Here is a 17901-nt window from a genome sequence, read left to right as displayed (position 1 = left end):
CCGACCGACCCCGCTGAGCCGGGCACCGACCCGACCGCACCGGCCGACGGTGACCCGGTCCCCGCTGACCTCGCCACGCTGACCGACGCGACGCACACCCTGCGGGTCGACGACGTCGACGTCGAGGCCGGCACCGTCACGGTCACCGTCCCCCGGGATCTCGCCGGCGCCCCGCTGGACTGGTTCGTGCACTCCGACGCCGAGTACCTCGGCGACGACCCGACCGACGACGACGGCGTGATCACGCTGGCGCTCCCGGTCGACCTGGAGTCCGGCACGCACACCCTCGTCGCGCAGCGCGCAGACGGCACGGTGGCGACCTGGGGCACCTTCGGCTTCATCGTCGCTGGTCCCGGCGCCGGGAACGGCGGAGGACAGCTCGCCTTCACCGGCGCGGACGTCCTGCCCCTCGCCGTGGGCAGCGCCCTCGCCGTCGCCGCCGGCCTCGGCATCGCCCTGGCGGCACGTCGCCGACGCGCCTGATCGACGCAGGCCGGGTCGCGTCCTGGGCGCGACCCGGCCGGGAGGCACGGTGCGGGTCCGACCCGCACCGTGCCTCCCGGCGTCGTCGGGTCCGGCGCGCGCTCCCGGGGCGCCCCCGATGAGGTGCCGCAATTGCGGCACCTCGTCGCGCCGGACGGGGCATTCGTGGAACCTCGGCGGAACTGAGCGGCGAGTCGTGGAACCTCGGCCCCGAGCCCGGCCCGATCAGCGCGGGATCACGCTGAACAGGAACTTCTTCCGGACCATGTACCAGGCGAGCAGGATCAGCGCGGTGTGCACGGCGAACCCGATCCAGAAGTTGCCCCAGTCGACGCCCGGGATCGACGCGATCGCCAGCGCGAAGAACACCTGCCAGACGAAGACGTAGAGGCTCGCCTGCCCGAGCGGGATCCACAGCCAGCCGATGGCCTTCGCGATCGGCTTCCAGAACACGGTGAGGATCGCGTACGAGACGATCGCGAAGAACGCGATGTCCACCAGTCGACCCCACTGCAGGTCCACGCGCTGGTAGGCGGTGTTGTACAGGTCGTCGTACATCGACGCGGGGAACGGCACCGGGGTGAACCCGGCGTGGTCCGCCGCCCACACGTAGACCAGGAACGCCGCGTACCCGCACACCGCCACCCCGACGAGGACCTTGCCGAGCCGTCCCGTCAGCGCGCCGACGATCTGCCGTCGGTAGTACCCGAGCACGAGTCCGTGCGTGAAGACGACCTGCCAGGTGAGCAGCGGGAACACGGCCTCGAACTGCGAGTTCAACGGCTGGAACTGCGGGACGAGCGCCTGGAAGACGTACAGCGCCCAGCTCACCGCGAGCACCGCCCACCACCAGCCGCGCCGGATCACCCAGAGCAGCAGCGGGATGAACAGGCTCAGCACCACGAAGAGCCCCATGATGTTGAACGGCCACGGTCCCATCTCGAGCAACAGGAACTGGCGGATGGCGTACCAGGGCGGCGGGTACGCGAGCAGCTGCATGGCGTTCGGGTAGAGGTCGTACACGCGTCCCTCCGCGGCGACGCCGCCCGTGCCGGTCCCCCGGTCGGTGAACGTCGTGATCGCGTCGGTGTTGAGGAACGGCACGAAGCTCAGCGCGAACACGACCGCGATCACCACGAGCGTGACGAGGTACTGCTTGCGCGCCCGCTTCCACGCGCCCACCGCGGCGACCCATTCGCCGACCTTCTTGATCGCGAGGGGGTACGTCATGCCGAGGACCATGCCGGACAGGAACACGAACATCTCCGCGCCCGTGATCGCGCCGACGGCGTGCAGCGTCAGGTACGAGTACGGACCGCCGATCTCGATGTGGGTGATCACGACGGCGAGGATGATGAAGCCGCGGAACAGGTCGAGCCGCAGGTCGCGACCCGGTTTCCCGTCGTCCGGGTAGCGCCAGCTCGGCACCAGTCGTCCGACGATGCCGCTGAGCAGGAACACGATCGCCAGACCGACCGCGATCCAGACGATCCACGCCATCTGGTCGCCGCCGGTGTCGAGCTGCTGGTTCGTCGCCACGGCGCCGTCCTGCGGCGTGATGCGTGCGGTGACGGGCCCGAAGACGAACCGGTCCGTGGCCTGCAGGTCCGTGCGGAACGACCCCGCGATGCCCGGCACCGCGGTGTCGCGCCAGTCCGCCAGGCGGTTGCCGGCCTCGGGCTCACGTCGGTTCGTCTCGAGGAACGTGACCGCGCGGACACGCGGTCGGTCCTCGACGGCGGCGAACACCTGCCGCCACCACCCCTGCTTGACGTCGAGCTCGGCGGCACCGCGCAGCGAGTGGTCGTACAGCGCTCCGGTGTCGAGGAGCATCGGACGGTCACGGCCGACGGCGAACCGCTCGTAGAAGTTCCCCTGTGACTGCGCCTCCTGGTACCCCCAGGTCTCGTCGAACCGGGACTCGACCTCGCCGGCGTCGGGGACCCCGTTCGTGGTGAGCGGGACGTCCCGCCCGGCGGCCTGCGTCGCCTTGCCCTTGCCGAAGAAGAACATCGACAGGCCGACCCAGTCGACGGACGAGTCACCCGGCCAGTACGGCGCGTACGGGTCGTCCGCCGCGGTCAGCTGTCCGTCGCCGTTCGTGTCGAGCTTCCGCACGTCGGTCGCGGACAGGTCCTGCAGACGCCCGGCCGAGTCGCCGAACGGGTACCCGGCACCGTACGAGGGTTCCCACACCATCGCGGCGCGGGACGTCCCGGCGTGCACCTGGGACGCGAGCGCCCGGAACGCCGCGATGAACTGCGTCGGCTGCTGTCCCCAGCGGACCCACGTGCCGTTCATCTGCGGCGCGAACCGGACGAGGAGGTCCGTCTCCGACTGCCGGCGGACCTGCTCGAGCACCGCGTTCGCCCGACGTGCGTCGGCGGTGGTGAGTGAGCCGAGCGACCGGTCCGGTTCGAAGCTCACCACGAGCGTGGCGCCCTGGGTGGCCGCCGACCGTGCCGTGCGGAGCAGGTCCTCCCGCGCGCTCCGGTCGACCGGGTAGGCGATCTCCACGCCGTAGCTCGACGGAGTCGCACCGAGCCGGCCCGCGTAGCCGTTCGGCGAGTCCGACGCCCAGTCGAGGTCGGGCCCGAACCAGGTCTTCCCGTCGCGCGGGAGCGGCGAGGACGACGACGTGACCGCACCGGCCGGCAGCGCTCCCCCGACGAGCAGGGTCGCCGCGGTGACGAGGACGGCAGCAGCGCGGACGAGCGCGCCCCTCACCGTTCGCACACCAGTGTCCAGACGTTGCGGCCGCCCTCGTGCCGGTGCTCGAGCCGGTCGAGCGCGGCGATCGCGAGCGCGAGCCCGCGACCGTCCTCGGCGTCGACGTCCGCCATCGTCACCGCGCCGAGGTCGATGTCGACCGGGAGCCCGTTGTCGCTGAGCACCGCCGTCAGCTCACGCTCGGTCGCGTCGAGCTCGACCCGGTACCGCCGGCCGACCTCGCGGTCCGTGCGCAGGGTGTGCTCGACGATGTTCGCCGCGATCTCGGCCAGTGCGGTCTCGAGCGCGAACCGGAGGCGCATGTCCTCGATGCCGAGGCCGTCCCACCACGTGGCGAACCGGTCCTGCACGGTGTCGAGCGACTCCACGGTCGCCGGCACGTCGAACTCGACGCTCACAGCGGGGCCCCCACGGTGCTCGACTCGTGCTCGGACTGCGCCGGCGTCGCCGGTCCGCGGTAGAGCACCGCTCGGATCACGATGCTGAAGATGAACAGGTCGAACACGACCCACGCCGTGTTCACGAGGGGCGCGATGCCGGATGCCTGCCCGACGAGGTACCGGATGCCGATGAGCACCAGCGCGCCGACGAGCGCGCCCATCGCGACGAGCTGAGGACGGACCAGGTCCCACCGGGGCTTCTGCTCGGTCTCGTCGCGGACCTTCGGGGTGACGCGGAAGCCGAGGGGCTTGCCGCGGTACACGTTCTCGAAGGCGCTCGTGACGCTCTCGATCCACACCGGGAACAATGCCAGCGAGTACTGCTGCCCACGCCACGTCGGTCGCCCGGCGGCCACCACCCAGAACAGCAGCTGGTTGAGCACCAGGAACGGGATCAGCCGGGCGAAGAAGTCGACGCTGTAGGCCTGCACCGGCACCACGCCGAAGGACAGGCAGAGCACCGGGGCGGCGATGTACACGATCGCGGCGAACCCGGACAGGTAGCTCCACATCGTGGAGAAGTACATCAACCGCTGCCCGAACGACAGCCCCTTCTGCACGAGCGGGTTCTCGCGGAAGAACACCTGCATGGTGCCCTGTGCCCAGCGGAGGCGCTGCACGAGCATCGTCGGCAGGTCCTCGGGCGCCAGCCCCTTGGCGAGGATCTCGTCGTGGTACGCCGACTTCCAGCCGAGACCGTGCAGGCGCATCGCCGTCGCCATGTCCTCGGTCACGGAGATCGTCGCCAGCGGCATGATCGCCTGCGCCTCGTCACCGCGGTTCACGTCCACGGCCCTGGCCAGCACGGCGATCGCCTCGATCGCCGCGACCGGGGACGCCCCACGCTGTCCGAGCACGTCGAGCGCGGCGTCGTCGAGGCCGGCGAAGGTGCCGGCGTCGGTGGACATCGCCGCGAGTTCCTCGAGGTCGTTGCGGACGGACTCGAGGTCGGCGGCGGCGAACCGGAACGCGATGGCGTCGATGCCACGCTGGAACTCGTAGGTGACGTCGCCGAGGGGCTCGCCCCGACCGATCGCGTCACGGGCCTCGGCGACGACGAGTTCGGCGTCGTCCAGGGCGCCGAGCACGCGGGGGTCGGTCTCGGTCTCCCGCGCTCGGGACAGCAGCTTCCGCGAGGTCTGGAGCGTCCGGTGCACGGAGGCCTCGATCTCGGTGACGTAGCGGGAGATGCCGAGCTGCATCAGGGCCTCACGGCGCAGGATCGCGTTCGACCCGCAGAAGAACGCGGCGTTCCAGCCGTCCTTCGACTGCTGGATCGGCCCGTAGAACAGCGGCGCCTGGCTGCCGAGCAGGTCGGCGTCCGGGACGTTCTCGAACCACTGCGGCGTCTGCACGAGCGCCATCTTCGGGTCCTTGAAGTAGCCGAGGGTGCGGTCGAGGATCGCGGGGTCCGGGACCTGGTCGGCGTCGAGGATGAGCAGGAACTCGCCCTGCGTCGCCATCAGCGCGTTGTTGAGGTTGCCCGCTTTGGCGTGCCGCGGACGGTCGATCCAGTCCTGCCCGCGCGTGATCACCCCGAGGCCCAGGCTCTCGGCCGCAGCACGCATCTCGGGGCGGTTGCCGTCGTCGAGGATCCACGTCGCGTGCGGGTACCGGATCGCCTTCGCCGCGCGTGCGGTGCGGACCACGAGGTCGATCGGCTCGTTGTAGGTGGTGATGAAGACGTCGACGGTGACCTCGGTGCTCGGCGGCGTCGGCGGCTCGCCACGCTCGCGGAGCTTCCACGCGCCGAACGCGAAGAGCAGCGAGTCGATGACGCTGTACGTCTCGGCGAGGATCAGCGGGACGGCGATCCACCAGGAGTGCCAGTTCACGGAGGCGGCCCAGCGCCACACGATGTAGTTCAGCCCGGCGACGGAGGCCAGCAGCGCCACGGTGCGGACGGTGACGATGCGTCGCCGAGCGGTCCCGGTGGTCAGGCGCCGGCGGTCCTGTCTGCTGAGCTCGATCGCGGTCATCGCGCGGCTCCCGTCCCGACGGACGACGTCGTTGTGCGCTGCAAGGTGCCTCCTGATCCGGCTGCGGTGGACGCGTCCCCCGTCGGTTCGGGCTCGGCGTCACGACCTGTCTACCTCAGCGGAACAGCGTGCGCCACACCGACGCGGCGAACGGCCGCACACGGATGCGCCTTCCGCGCACGACGGGCCCGCTCCGGAGCGGAGCGGGCCCGTCGTGTGCAGCCCCTACTGCAGGTGGATGCTGTCGAGCTCGGCGTACCCGGTGCCGCCGCCGTAGTTCGGCGATCCCTTGGCGAGTCGGATCACGTTGTACCCGGCGTGCAGCTGCACCGTGGTGTCGACACTGCCGGTCGGGTTCCCCCACCCGGACGAGGTCGGCGGGTAGGTCACCGTCGAGAACGCACCGCCGTCGGAGGCGAGGCCCTGCGTCGCGGTCGCCCCCGTCGCGTTCGCGTACCGGATGGTCATCGTGTACGCCTTCGCGGTCGGCACGTCGACCAGGAAGTCCACGAAGCTGTCCGTCCGGGCGTCGCCGGATCCGTCGATGCGGCCGACGTACCCACCGTTCGACGCCGTGGACGAGGACAACCGACTCGCGTTGACGACGGTCGCGTTCTCCGCCTCGTACGTCTGCTGGAACGTCGGCGCTCCGGTGGTGGGCGTGATGAGCAGCTGGTACGCCGCCACGGCGTCCATGTTCGCGACCGGGACGGTGATCGAACCGTTGACGACGGTGTAGGTCGTCGTCGAGAGCAGGTTCGGAGCGGCCTGGTTCGTCGTGCGACCCGTGGTGTTCGTCGACGAGAGCCGTACGGAGACCTGGTTGCCGAGCCCCGTCAGGCCGTTCACCTGGACGGTGTTCGATCCGCTGTCACCACCGAAGACCACGTTCACCTGTTCCCGGCTCGCGTCGTACGACGCGACACCGTCGAGGTAGGACTGGGGAACGGTCTGCACGACGTTGCCCGACTGGTCGCCGTACCACTTGTAGGCCCAGTACGACGCGGTCGGCAGGTCGTTGTACAGCAGCCCGTCCATCGTGCCGGCCTCGTACCAGTAGGCCCGTTCGGCGTTGGCGATGCCGGCGCGTTCGAACGACGCCATGTAGTGGACGCCGATGCTCGGCTGGTCGACCTGCCCCGGGGAGGCGTACTCGTTGATCGAGATCGGGATGTGCGGCAGGCCGAGGGAGTCCTCGATGGAACGGAAGTCGGTGACGTGTGCCTGCACGTCCTGGTAGCTGAAGTCCCCGAGCTCGTGCCACACCGCGACGGAGGGCAGCGTGCCCGTGTTCTTCGCGTTCGTCATGAACGAGAGCATGAAGGCGTGGTCGTAGCTGCTGGCACCGGGTCCGATGATCGGGGTCAGCGTGTCGATCGCGCGGATGTCCCGGTAGGTCCGGGTCCACATGTCGAGGTAGCTGCCGGCGTTCGGGTCGTTCTTCGTGCTGGTCGTCCAGTTGGCGTCCGGCTCGTTCCAGATCTCGTACCCGGCGATGTTCGTGGTGCTGGTCGCGTTGACCCGTGCCGTGATCATCGTCCGGATCTTCGACTCCCAGTCCGGCCAGCTGACCCAGTTGTAGGGGAACGTGCTGAAGACGTCCGGGAGCCTGAGGTACTGCTGACCGCCGGCGTCGGTGATCTTCCCGGCGACCTGCAGGCCGTCGCAGCAGGGGCTCGTCGCTCCGTTGCCGAGCTGCTGTGTGCCGGGCGGCGGCTGCGTGAAGGTGTTCACGTGCAGCGGGTAGAGCTGGCTCAGTGGCGGGGTGCTGCCGGTGTCGACGCCGTACAGGCCGCCGGCGGCGACGTGGGTGACGGGGCGGACCGTGGTCCCCACGTTGACCGTCAGCGTGGTGCCGGCAGCGAAGGCGGGTGCGGTGGACCCGAGCCCGAGGGCAGCCGTCCCGGTGACGGCGAGTGCGGCGAGGACCGCTGCGGCCCGGCGTGGTCGGCCCCGGCGTCGTGCGGGTCGGTCCGGTGTTCGAAGATGCGTCATTGCTTCCTCCTCGTGGTGCGCCGGGTGGTCCCGGTGCGGTGGTGTGGTCACTCCGCGCTGTCGGCGGGGTGCTTGTGGAGCCGTCCGAGGCGCTCCGCCTCGGCGTTCCGCTCGTAGCCCAGGTAGGCGATGACCGCCAGGACGCGGTGCCGGTTGGCCGGCCGCACCGTCTCCGGGCGGTTCAGGACGCGGGACACCGTCTGGTGCGACACCCCGGCGACGAGCGCCACGTCGTAGATGGTCGGCTTCTCGGGGCCCTCGAGCGTCATCGCTCCTCCTCTCGGCTCGTCGTGGGCCGGTCGCGTCGCACCGGACGGGAGGCTCGGTGCGGCCCCCGTCGTCGGCTCGCCTACCCGACGGGCAGGAAGACCCGCATGGTCGAGGGACCGCGGTTGCCCCACGTCGCGTACGGCACCAGGCGGACCTCGCGCGGCTCGGTCGAGACCGTCCCGGCGTCGACGTCGATGTCGGCGTCGGTGCGGTACGGCAGTCCGGTGGGCTCCGGGACGACGTGGGTGCGGACGGGCAGCCGGACGTCGTCGGCCCCGTGGTCGACCGGCTCGGCACCGGCCGGCACGAGCACGTCGCGGACGTCGACCCCGGCGTCGAGGGACTCGAGGGCGTACACGAGCGGTCCACGCTCGACCGCGACGGTCCCGCGGACCGCGTCGATGCGGGCATCCGGCACGGTGATCCGTGCGGAGACCGGGACGACGAGCTCGATCCGGTCGCCCACGGCGAAGTCCCGCGTCACGGTGACGGTGTCGCCCTCCACGGGCACCGCCTGGCCGGCCACGGTGAGCGTGGCTCCCGACGACCAGGACGGCACCCGCAGTCGGAGGGCGAGCGGGCCGTCCGAGTCCGCGGTGGCGCAGATCTCCACCCGTCCGGAGCGCGGCCAGTCGGAGCGCACCGAGAACGCCGCCCTGGCGCCGTCACCGACCACGGTGTCGACCTCGTAGTCGCCGTACTGGTGCAGCTGGAGCCCGTCGTCGCTGACCGTGGCGAACACGGTCTGCACGCTCGCCAGGGTGCGGGACAGGTTCGTGGGGCAGCAGGAGACCTCGAACCACGGCGCGCGGAGGCTCGAGAGCGCTCGGCGGCTGACCTCGTCCTCCGGCGGGACGGTCCCCGCGACGCGCTGGTGCATGGTGTTCGCGTAGAAGAAGGCGCGGCCGTCCTCGCGGGGGGCGACCATCACCGCGTTGTACAGCGTGCGTTCGATGAGGTCCGCGTACTTCGACTCGCCCGTCGCGAGGAGCAGGCGCCACGAGAGCATGTTCGAGGCGATCGCAGCGCAGGTCTCGCCGTACTCGCGGTCCGGCGGCAGCTCGAAGTCGGCGCCGAACGCCTCGTCCTGGTGGTGGGCACCCATCGCCCCGGTCAGGTAGGTGCGCTTCGCGACGGTGTTCGTCCACTGGGTCGCGACCGCGCGGAGGAGTCCCGGGTCGTCGGTCTCGACGGCGACGTCGACCGCGCCGGCGGCCAGGTAGAGCGCCCGCACGGCGTGCCCGCGCAGGACCGCGGCGTCGCGGACCGGGACGTCGTCCTGGAAGTACTCCTGGCCGTACTCGATCGGTGCGAGGAGCCCTCGTCCGCGGCGCTCGACGAACGTCCGCGCGAGGTCGACGTAGCGGTGGTCGCCGGTCGCCCGGCCGAGTTCCACGAGCGCCGGCTCGATCTCCGGGTGGCCGCACACGGCCTCCCGTCCGCCCTCCCCGAACACGTCGACCAGGTGGTCGGCGACGCGGATGGCCACGTCGACGAGCCGTCCGCCGCCGGCGGTGCGCAGCCGTGCGATCGCCGCCTGCAGGAGGTGCCCCATCGAGTACAGCTCGTGGCCCCACTCCAGGTCCGACCACCGGGGCCGCTGCCACGGACGACCGAAGCTCGTGTGCAGGTAGCCGTCGGCGTCCTGCGCGCTCGCCACCCGCTCGACCAGCCGGTCGTACCGTCCGGCGAGTTCGTCGTCGGGCTGGACGCCGAGCTGCCACGCCATCGCCTCGAGGAGCTTGTAGACCTCGGAGTCGACGAACTCGATGCCCGCGTGGTCGAAGGGGCGACCCGTCGCCGCGGCGTCGAAGTTCCCGGTCCAGCCGATCCGCTCCATCCAGGTCTCGCAGTGCCGGATCACGGTGTCCGCGTTCCGCTGCTGCCAGTCGGCCCAGTAGCCACCGGTCAGGCGGAGGTCGCCGAGCGGGAGCGGTCGGAGTGCCCCGCGGGACGGGACGACCGGGCCGGCCGCGACGGTGGTGTGGGTGATGGTCACGATGTCCTCCTGGGACGTGGGGTGCGTTCGGCCTCGGCACGGTGCCGCGCCAGCAGCAGGTAGGCGCTCGCGGTCCAGGTGTAGGCGCGGTCGCGCAGACCGGCACCGGACCGTGCGTCGAAGTTCTCCGCGAAACCGTGTGCCTCGCAGAGCGTGAGGAAGGCATCGCGCACCTGGTCGGCGAGCGCCGTCCGGCCGGCCGCCCGGAGCCCGTGTTCGACGAGGACGGTCGACGGCGCCCAGATGGGTCCGCGCCAGTAGCCGTCGTCCTCGTAGTGGGGTGAGTCCGGTCGTTCGGTCGCGAGGCCCCAGCGGGTGAGGTGGGCGCGGACGGTGGTCTCGAGCCCGTCCGCCACGTCGTCCGGCAGCCGGGACCCGAGCACGATGGGCAGGGCGGTGAGCAGGCTCGTCGTGCCGGCGAGCGCACCGGTCCGGACCGAGCGGGCGCGGAAGTGCGTGCCGTCCCAGAGTCCGAGGAGCGCCTCGTGGATCCGCTCGCACTCCGCCCTCCAGTGCTCCGTCTCCTCGCCGAGCGCCGTCCCGAGCCGGTCGAGCTCCTCGAGCTGCAGCACCAGGAACGCGGCGAGGTCCGGGCTCTCGACGACCCGGTCGAGGTCGAACACGGAGGAGTTGTCCCACCCGCTGTCGTTGCCGTGGTGGTAGTACGGCAGGGCGCTGCCCGGGGCGCGCCGGTGGTCGAGCCAGAAGCGGGTCCAGCGCGCGAGCGCGTCGTACACCTCGTGACTGTCCGCAGGTGTCAGCTCGGCGCGGTCGTGGAGCAGGGCGGAGGTCCACCCGTGGATCGGTGGTTTGACGTAGTTGTGCAGCACCTCCGAGTGCGACACCGAGTCGGGCAGCGCGCCGAGGTCGGTCTGGTGGTCGAACGGAGTGAGGAACTGGTCGCGTGCCGCCCGGGTGTCACCGGACGCGAGCGCGAGGGCGTTGAAGCAGTGGTCCCAGCTCCAGACCTTGTCCATCCAGTGCTTCGACATGAGCACGGCCTCACGTCGGAGGAACCCCCGCGGGGCGACCGTGCTCGTGTACAGCACCCACGCTGCCGTCGCCGCCGCCGGGGTGTGGTCCGTCCGCCACCCGGCGTGCTGGTCGAGGTAGGCGGTGAATCGGCTGTCGGCCGCCGTCACCACCTCGTCGAACGTCGCGGTGGACCGGAACGGGGCCGCCGCTGCCGTGAGCTCCTCGACGGCGACCTCCCACGTGTCTCCCTCGGGCTGCACCCACCGGCGTGCCGATCCGGTGACCCCGAGGTCGTGCGTGACCACGGCTCCGTGCAGCACGGTGATGCGGTACCGCAGCCCGGTCTCGTACGACGTGAACTGGCAGGTGCCCGTCGCCGGGTCCTCGTAGAGGTACGTCCCAGTGAACGGGGTCAGCACCTCGGCGGCGTCCTCGAACCGGAGCGCGAGGCCGCGACCGCGGAACCGGAGGGCGTCGGGGCCGTCGAACGTCGCTTCGACGGCGCCGTCGTCGGCGGACCACGTGAGCACGCTGCTGTCGGCACTGACGGTCGTGGCGACGGGCGTCCCGTCCGCCGTCACCGGTCGGAGTCGGAGGACTCCGGTGAGCCCGTTCCGGTGACCGTTCTGGTGGGAGACCAGGTGCACGTCCGGTGCGCGGTGGTGCAGCGCCGTCACCCGGGAGAGGTCGAGCCACGCGCCGCGGGTCGAGAAGGGGATCTCGTCGACGTCGAACGCGACACGTCCTGCCGGTGTCGTCCCGCTCACCGGTTCAGTCCTTCACGGCGCCGGCCGTGACGCCGGCGGCGACGTAGCGCTGCGCGAGGACGAGGAGCACCGCGGCGGGGATGGACGCGACGACGGCGGTCGCCATGATCGAGTTCCACTCCTGGTTGTTGTTGCCGATGTACGCGTAGATGCCGAGCGTGATCGGCTTCGCGTCGCCTCCGCCGTCGAGGGTGTTGGCGAACAGGAAGTCGGACCAGGCCCAGAGGAAGCTGAAGAGCGACACCGTGACGATCGAGTTGCGGCTCACCGGCATCACGACGGAGGTGAAGGTGCGCCAGGTGCTCGCGCCGTCGATGCGCGCGGCGTTCAGCAGTTCGTCCGGGATCCCCCGCATGAACGCGGTGAAGATGAGCACACCGAACGGGACCGCGATGGTCGAGTCGGCGAGGATGAGCCCCCACACGGTGTCGAGGACCCCGAGCTGCACGTAGATCGTGTAGAAGCCCATCGCCATGATGATCGCGGGGATCATCTGGGCGATGAGGAGCACGAAGCTCATCGCTCCCCCGCCCCGCGGCCGGAGCTTGGCGAGCGAGTACGCCGCCGGGGCGGACAGCGCGAGGGTGAGGACCACGGTGCCGAGTCCGACGACCAGGCTCGTGCCGAGGAACGGCAGCTGCTGCCCCAGGACCGTCGCGTACCCGTGCAGGGTGCCGTCGATCGGGATGAGGTTCGGCGGGCTCTTCCGCATGTCCTGGTCGCGGGTGAGCGAGACGTTCACCATCCAGTAGACGGGGAAGAGCATCACGGCGGTGAACACGATGCCGAGGACGGTCCGCCATCCGCCCCGTCGTGGGGCGCCGTGTGGCGCGCGGCCCTTCGTCTCGCGGGTGGTGACGGCACGGGTGACGGTCGTGGTGGCCATCTCACACCTCCAGGCGGCGCTGCACGCGCGCGTAGATCAGGCCGACGACGAGGGCGATGACGATGAGCACGTTGCCCACGGTCGCGGCGGAGCTGAAGTCGGGCAGGAGCGAGCCGAAGCCCAGCTGGTAGGACCAGATCGCGAGGGTCGTGGACGAGCCCGACGGGCCGCCCTTCGTCATGATCCAGATGATGTCGAAGACCTTGAGCGTGTAGACGAAGCCGAGCAGCAGGGTGATCGCCGTGACCGGTCGGAGCAGCGGGAAGGTGATCCGCCAGAAGCGCTGCCAGCCGTTCGCCCCGTCCAGGGACGCTGCCTCGTGGAGTTCGTCGGGGATGCCCTGCAACCCGGAGTACATGATCACCAGGTTGAACGGGATGCCGATCCAGATGTTGGCGATGAGCACGGCGAACAGGGACCAGTCCGGGGACGTCAGCCAGTTGATCTGGCCGATGCCGACCGCCTCGAGGAAGGCGTTCACGATCCCCGAGTCGCTGTTCATCATCCAGGACCACGTGCTCGCCGACACGAGCAGCGGCAGGAGCCACGGCACGAGGAACAGTGCGCGCAACAGCCCGGAGAGCGGGAAGTGGTTCTGGAAGAACACCGCGAGGGCGAGCCCGAGGGCGAACTGCACCACGATCGACACGAGGACGAAGACCGTCGTGTTCCAGATCGCCGGGGCGAAGGTCGCGCTCGTGAACACCGACACGAAGTTCTGCAGTCCGACGAAGGGCGCGTTGCCGGAGATGAACGACGTCACCGTGTAGTGCCGGAGGCTCAACTCCACGTTCTTGTAGAGCGGGTACGCGTAGAAGAGCAGCAGGTAGACGGCCACCGGGGCGAGGAACGCCCAGGCGGTGAGTTGCGCTCTCCGCTGCGCGTGGGCGCGGCGGGCCCGGGCCGAGGCGGGGGTGCCCTCGGCCCGGGGACGCGCGGCCGGCGGTCGCAGTGACGTCGTGTCGGTCGTCATGGTCGTGTCGGCTTCTCTCTTCGTCGTGCTCGGTGGTGCGGGTGGACTACTTGGTGAGCTTGGCGTCGACGGCCTGCTGCGCTGCCTGCAGGGCGTCCGACGGCGAGGCCGAGCCGGACTCGGCCTTCTGCACCGCGGTCCAGAGCTGCTCGGAGATGACCGGGTACTTCACACCGAGGTCGTCGCCGGTGCGGGCTCGCGCGGCCTGGACGGCGTCGACCCAGGTCGACAGGTCCTTGTTCGCCGCGAGCTGCTGCTGCTGGAGCTTCGACGACGCGGCGATGTAGTTGAGCGTGTTGTCCGTCGTCACGACGTTGTCGCCCGACGACAGGCACTCGACGATCTTCTTCGTCGTCGTGTAGCGCGCCGAGTCCTTCTGCACCGGGATGGTGAAGAACTCGCCGCCGGTCGGCACCGGTGCCGCGCCGCCGTGCTCGGCCGGGATCGTGATGACGTCGGCGCCCATCTGCTTCGCGGCGTCCTTCTGCCACGTGCCGTTCTCGCCGAACGCGAAGTCGCCGGACTGGAACTCCTGCCAGCTCGTCGTCTGGGTGTTCTGGATGACCGAGTTCGGCGCGTAGCCCTTGTCGATCCAGTCCTTCCAGAGGTTCAGCGCCGCTTCGGCCTTCGAGGAGTCGAGCTTCGTCAGGTCGGCGTCGGCACCCCAGAACCACGGGAGGAACTGGAACGATCCTTCCTCGGTGTTGATCCCGGAGAACGTGATGCCCTTCTTGCCGGCGGCCTTCACCTTCGCCAGGGCGTCCGTCAGCGATGCCCAGTCCTTGATCGAGGTCGGGTCGACGCCGGCTGCCTGGAGCACCTTGGGGTTGTAGTAGAGCGCCAGGGTGTTCGCGCCGATCGGGACGCCGTAGGTCTTGCCGTCGATGACCCCCGCGCCGAGGATGTTCTTCGCGATCGAGCCCGTCTGCAGGCCGTTCGTCCCCGTGTCGGTGAGGATGCCGGCCTGGGCCAGTGTGGAGACCACGGGGTTGTCGACGAGCAGGACGTCGGGCGACTTGCCCTGCTGGCCCGCGAGGAGCGCCTTGTTCGTGAGGTCGGAGGTGTCGTAGCCGGTGCGCTTGACGCTGACGCCCGCTTCGGTCCCGCACTTGGCGACGAGCTTGCCCCACGCGGACGAGGCGTCGTACTGGGGGTACGGGTCCCAGAACGTGTAGGTGCCCTTCGCGGCGTCCGACGAGCCGGAGCCGGAGGACTGTGCCGAACAGCCGGTGAGACCGGCGACGACGCTGGCGGCTGCCACCAGCGCGCCGATGCGGATGACGGTCTTGGTGCGCATGATCACGGGTTCCTCTCTGAATGCGACGTGATCGCAGGTTCGGGTCCGGCAGCGGCCCCCTCGGCGACGCTGCCTCGCCGTCGAGGGGAACCGAAACCGGTTTCGGGGGGAATCTACGATCAGCGCTCGCCACATGTCAAGAACTTTCCTAAACTGGTTTCGGAGGGACCATGAGCGACGACACCGAAAGCCCCACAGGAACCGCGGACGCCGTGACCCTGGCGGACGTGGCGCGAGCCGCGGGCGTCTCGGTCGCCACCGCGTCGAAGGCGCTGAACGGCAAGGCCCACGTCAGCGCCCGGTCGCGGGACGCCGTGACGGCCGCCGCCGCCGCGCTGTCGTTCGTGCCGAACCCGTTCGCACGGGCGCTGAACCGCGCCCCCACGAACACGATCGGCATGCTCACGAGCGACCTCGACAACCGGTTCGTCCTGCCGATCCTGCTCGGGGCCGAGGACGCCTTCGGGGCCGGGTCGCTCTCGGTCCTCCTCGCCGACGCGCGGGACAGCGCCCTGCGCGAGCAACTCCAGCTGCAGTCCCTGCTGACCCGCCGCGTCGACGGGGTCCTCGTGGTCGGCCGTACCACGAACCCGCGCCCGCCGATGCAGTCGAAGCCGAGCGTGCCGGTGGTCTACGTCTACGCCCCCTCGACCGACGACCAGGACCTGTCGTTCGAGCCGGACAACGAGCTCGCCGGCCGGATGGCCGTGGAGCACCTCGTCGCCGCCGGCCGTCGACGCATCGCGATCGTCAACGGCGAGGACACCTACGCCGCCGCACGGGACCGCCTCCGCGGTGCCGCCGCCGCGATGGAAGCGCACGGGCTCGAGCTCGTCGGCAACCCCGGTCTGGTGTTCGGTGCGTGGAACGAGGCCTGGGGGCGCCAGGCGACCACCCGGCTCCTCGATGCACATCCGGACGTCGACGCCGTCGTCGCCGGGAGCGACCACATCGCCCGGGGCGTCATGGACACCATCCGCGAGTCAGGGCGGCGGATCCCGGACGACGTCGCGGTGGTCGGGTTCGACAACTGGGACGTCCTGGTCGAGGGAGCGCGCCCACACCTGACGAGCGTCGACATGAACCTGCAGGAGCTCGGACGCCTGGCGGCGGAGGCACTCGTCGAGATCATCGACGGTGGCGTGCGACGCGGGCGGGTGCGCAACCCGGTGCAGCTGGTCGTGCGCGGGTCGAGCGACCCGGAGCACGGAGCAGACCGAGGCTGAGCCCGGTCCGCGCGGCTCAGTCCGACGCCGACGCCGACGCCGCGAACCCGATGTCCGCGGCCAGCCGCTCCACCACCAGGTCGAAGTACCGCTCGTGGTCGTCGACGGACCCGACGTAGTGCCCGAACAGCTCGAACGACACCGTGCCGAACACCGCCGTCCACGCCATGAGCGTCCGCATCACGGCCTCGGGCGGGGCGTCCTCGGCGATCCCCCGCGAGCGGATGTACGCCACGGCGCCCGCCACCACGTCACCGGGGTCGCCCGCGACCGGGTCGACCCGACAGTCCGGCAGGTCCTTCCCGGTCATCGCGTCGATCACGATCCGGACGAGCACCAGCGTCGCGCGGGTCGCCGGCTCGATCGTCTCCGGCGGTGCCGCGTACCCGGGCACCGGCGAGCCGTACAGCAGCGCGAAGTCCCCCGGGTGGGTGATCGACCACGTCCGGATCGCCCGGCAGGCGCTGATCCACCGACCGCCGACGTCCGTCCGGTCACGTGCGGCGTCGGCCTCCTCGACCTCCGCCCCGAGTTCGTCGTAGTCCTGCACGAGCAGTGCGGTGAGCAGGTCGTCGCGGCTCGGGAAGTACCGGTAGACCGCCGACGACACCAGTCCGACGTCACGCGCGACGGCGCGGAGGCTCAGCTGCGCCGGCCCCTCCTCCGTCAGCCGGGCCCGCGCCGCCGCGGTGATGCGCGTGCGGGTCGTTGCGCGAGCCAGGTCGCGTGCAGTCGGCTGCCGGTCGGTCATCCGTCAACCCTGCCACCAGAGAGCACTGATCACAAACGAGAGCACTGCTCTTGCATTCGGTCCCCAGCAGTGCCATGCTCATCGAACCGAGAGCACTGCTCTCCGGATTCGAGCAGGAGGAACCCATGTCGCAGCACCACGTCGTCGTCGGCGCCGGCCCCGTCGGCCGCCACGTCGCAGCCCACCTCGCCGAGCGGGGCGAGCAGGTCACCGTCGTCACCCGGTCGGGTCGCGACACGGGGACTGCGGGCGTGACCCACCTGGCGCTCGACGCGTCGGACGCTGACGCCCTGACCCGCGTCACCCAGGGCGCACGCGCCCTGTACAACTGTGCGAACCCCGGCGACTACACGCAGTGGGAGCGGACCTGGCCACCCCTCGCCACCGCCCTGCTGACCGCGGCCGAGCGCTCCGGCGCGGTGCTGGCGATCACCGGCAACCTGTACCCGTACGGCCCGACGTCCGGCCCGATGCACGAGGGGCTCCCGGACGCGGCGACCGACCACAAGGGCGTCCTGCGTGCCCGGATGTGGCGCGACGCACTCGAGGCGCACCGGGCGGGACGACTCCGCACCGTCGAGGTCCGCGCGTCGGACTACGTGGGTACGGGCGTCGGCCAGAACGGCCACGTCACGCGTGTGCTGCCGGATGCGCTCCGCGGCAAGGGCGTGTGGATGCTCGGCCGCACCGACCTGCCACACACGTTCACGGACGTGCTCGACGTCGCACGCACGCTGGTCGCCGCCGCCGACGACCCCGGGTCCCACGGCCGGACCTGGATGGTGCCGTCGAACCCCCCGGTCTCGCAGACGCGGGCGCTCACCGACGTGCTCGCCGCCGCGGGACGGCCGCCCGTGACCGTGCACCGGCTCCCGACCGGAGCGATGCGGGCGCTGGGCCTGGTGTCACCGATGCTGCGCGAGATCGCCGACATGGGCTACCAGTGGACCGCCCCGTACGTCGTCGACGACCGGGCAGCCCGCGAGCACTTCGGCATCGAACCGACACCGTGGGACGAGGTGTGCCGCCGGACCGCCGACGTCGCGTGAGCGCCGTCCCGGCGGAACACGCAACGGACTGGAGGCTGCCCACCGGTGGTGAGCCGAGCCTCCAGTCCGTCTGTGGCTGGG

13 protein-coding genes and 1 pseudogene are annotated in these 17901 nt (G+C 70.8%); 3 read left to right on the top strand and 11 right to left on the bottom strand.

What is annotated here, in order from left to right:
• A pseudogene (locus tag FS641_RS18215) lies at positions 1-483 on the top strand (hypothetical protein); the annotation flags it as partial.
• A 225-nt stretch (positions 484-708) separates the two neighbouring features.
• Here the strand turns inward: FS641_RS18215 and opgC are convergent.
• The 10 genes from opgC to FS641_RS17195 form a co-directional block, all read right to left on the bottom strand.
• On the bottom strand, positions 709-3210 hold the full coding sequence (gene opgC / locus FS641_RS17240) for an OpgC domain-containing protein (protein WP_144766121.1): 2502 nt from the start codon (positions 3208-3210) through the stop codon (positions 709-711).
• Positions 3207-3611: an ATP-binding protein gene (locus tag FS641_RS17235; RefSeq protein ID WP_186317827.1), complete on the bottom strand. Its 405-nt coding sequence runs from the start codon at positions 3609-3611 to the stop codon at positions 3207-3209. The genes opgC and FS641_RS17235 overlap by 4 nt, the downstream gene beginning before the upstream one ends.
• Positions 3608-5632: a glycosyltransferase gene (locus FS641_RS17230; protein WP_260855908.1), complete on the bottom strand. Its 2025-nt coding sequence runs from the start codon at positions 5630-5632 to the stop codon at positions 3608-3610. Before FS641_RS17230 ends, FS641_RS17235 begins: the two co-directional genes overlap by 4 nt.
• A gap of 225 nt (positions 5633-5857) precedes the next feature.
• A complete protein-coding gene (locus tag FS641_RS17225; RefSeq protein WP_144766117.1) occupies positions 5858-7627 on the bottom strand; it encodes a hypothetical protein in 1770 nt (589 codons plus the stop codon).
• Positions 7628-7674: 47 nt separating this feature from the next.
• Positions 7675-7896 carry a LacI family DNA-binding transcriptional regulator gene (locus FS641_RS17220; protein WP_144766115.1) on the bottom strand — a complete coding sequence of 74 codons (222 nt, stop codon included), beginning with the start codon at positions 7894-7896 and terminating at the stop codon, positions 7675-7677.
• A gap of 80 nt (positions 7897-7976) precedes the next feature.
• Positions 7977-9896: a glycoside hydrolase family 127 protein gene (locus FS641_RS17215; RefSeq protein WP_144766113.1), complete on the bottom strand. Its 1920-nt coding sequence runs from the start codon at positions 9894-9896 to the stop codon at positions 7977-7979.
• Complete coding sequence (locus tag FS641_RS17210; protein ID WP_144766111.1) at positions 9893-11638, bottom strand: amylo-alpha-1,6-glucosidase; 1746 nt, start codon at positions 11636-11638, stop codon at positions 9893-9895. Before FS641_RS17210 ends, FS641_RS17215 begins: the two co-directional genes overlap by 4 nt.
• Before the next feature lie 4 nt (positions 11639-11642).
• On the bottom strand, positions 11643-12524 hold the full coding sequence (locus FS641_RS17205) for a carbohydrate ABC transporter permease (RefSeq protein WP_144766109.1): 882 nt from the start codon (positions 12522-12524) through the stop codon (positions 11643-11645).
• A gap of 1 nt (position 12525) precedes the next feature.
• Positions 12526-13497, bottom strand: a complete 972-nt coding sequence (locus FS641_RS17200) for a carbohydrate ABC transporter permease (protein ID WP_144766107.1) — start codon at positions 13495-13497, stop codon at positions 12526-12528.
• Positions 13498-13543: 46 nt separating this feature from the next.
• The gene (locus FS641_RS17195; RefSeq protein ID WP_144766105.1) at positions 13544-14794 is read right to left on the bottom strand and encodes an extracellular solute-binding protein; all 1251 of its coding nucleotides are present in this window, start codon (positions 14792-14794) and stop codon (positions 13544-13546) included.
• 170 nt (positions 14795-14964) lie between these two features.
• Between FS641_RS17195 and FS641_RS17190 the strand changes: the two genes are divergently transcribed.
• Complete coding sequence (locus FS641_RS17190; protein WP_144766103.1) at positions 14965-16020, top strand: LacI family DNA-binding transcriptional regulator; 1056 nt, start codon at positions 14965-14967, stop codon at positions 16018-16020.
• A 16-nt stretch (positions 16021-16036) separates the two neighbouring features.
• On the opposite strand, the gene FS641_RS17185 is transcribed toward FS641_RS17190, so the two are convergent.
• Positions 16037-16771: a TetR/AcrR family transcriptional regulator gene (locus tag FS641_RS17185; RefSeq protein WP_144766101.1), complete on the bottom strand. Its 735-nt coding sequence runs from the start codon at positions 16769-16771 to the stop codon at positions 16037-16039.
• A gap of 125 nt (positions 16772-16896) precedes the next feature.
• On the opposite strand from FS641_RS17185, the gene FS641_RS17180 reads away from it, so the two are divergent.
• Positions 16897-17820, top strand: a complete 924-nt coding sequence (locus tag FS641_RS17180) for an NAD-dependent epimerase/dehydratase family protein (protein WP_144766099.1) — start codon at positions 16897-16899, stop codon at positions 17818-17820.
• The last annotated feature ends 81 nt before the right edge of the window (positions 17821-17901 follow it).

Origin of the sequence: Curtobacterium sp. 9128 (assembly GCF_007673775.1) — a bacterium.
Classification (GTDB): Bacteria; Actinomycetota; Actinomycetes; order Actinomycetales; family Microbacteriaceae; genus Curtobacterium.
This window is presented reverse-complemented; position numbering and strand designations above follow the sequence as displayed.